This window comes from Lutibacter sp. B1 (assembly GCF_012524075.1).
Lineage (GTDB): Bacteria > Bacteroidota > Bacteroidia > Flavobacteriales > Flavobacteriaceae > Lutibacter.
Window position 1 is genome coordinate 1 of sequence record NZ_JAAZUI010000128.1, and the last position, 863, is coordinate 863.

Annotated in this window: 1 protein-coding gene; it reads right to left on the reverse strand. The window is 30.4% G+C overall.

What is annotated here, in order from left to right:
* Positions 1–137 precede the first annotated feature (137 nt).
* On the reverse strand, positions 138–818 hold the full coding sequence (locus HGB55_RS15235) for a hypothetical protein (protein ID WP_168817944.1): 681 nt from the start codon (positions 816–818) through the stop codon (positions 138–140).
* Between the last annotated feature and the right edge of the window lie 45 nt (positions 819–863).

Sequence of the window (863 nt, forward strand, 5' to 3'; positions counted from 1 at the left end):
AACGGTTTAGGCTAGGGTTTCGGCGTGGAAAATGTCGGAGACTTTTCCGCTGATGAAACTTAGCCGATTAAAAGTACACCAAACTTTTGATTTAGCAAAAAAGCCACGCTGAACTTTAGCCATTGTTACCTGTAGTTTTATATTCCTCCTGACATTATCAGTTTTTTTGCAAGTTCTGTTGTAAATTCAATCAATAATTTTTCGCCGATTTTCAATCCAACCTTAAATCCTTTTGCAATTATTTTTCGGATATTTTTAATAACTTCTTTCTTTGTTGATTTTGTTATTGTCGATTTTGTATTTTCAATTAGTTCAATTGTATTCTCGGCATCAAGATTGTTTTTTTGCTCCTTTAAAATTTCCTCAGCTTTGTCTAAGAACTCAATAATTCTCTTTTGTTGGAGAATTGTAAATGGTTTATATTCGGCATCGTCATCTAATATCTCAAATTGTGGCGCAATTTCGTCGTAATAGGTTTGCGTGAAATTGTCATCAAATAAAGGACTCATTTTATTTGACTCAATTAATAAAGATTTCCATTTTAGAAAAAACGCTTTAAAATTGGCTAATGTAACAGGGACAGTTCTAGGTGCTAATGTTTCCTCATTATAGGGTTTATATTCAACTGTATAAGTTATATTTCTATTTACATTTTCCGTATTGATTTTTTTTATTTCAAAGAAAAAATCACTTTCACTGTCAGAATCTAGAAATTTAGCAATTGAATTTTCATTGAATTCTAGTTTGAATAAGTTTTCATTTTCTCTATATACTTCATCAATTATTTTTCTAAGTCCAATTGGTATTTTCTTTTTCATTTTTAGCAATTACAGGTAACGGTTTAGGCTATGTTGTCGTTGTGG

Bases quoted from the DNA above. Each gene is read 5' to 3' on its own strand.
- HGB55_RS15235 (WP_168817944.1), bottom strand. From the start codon at position 818: ATGAAAAAGAAAATACCAATTGGACTTAGAAAAATAATTGATGAAGTA.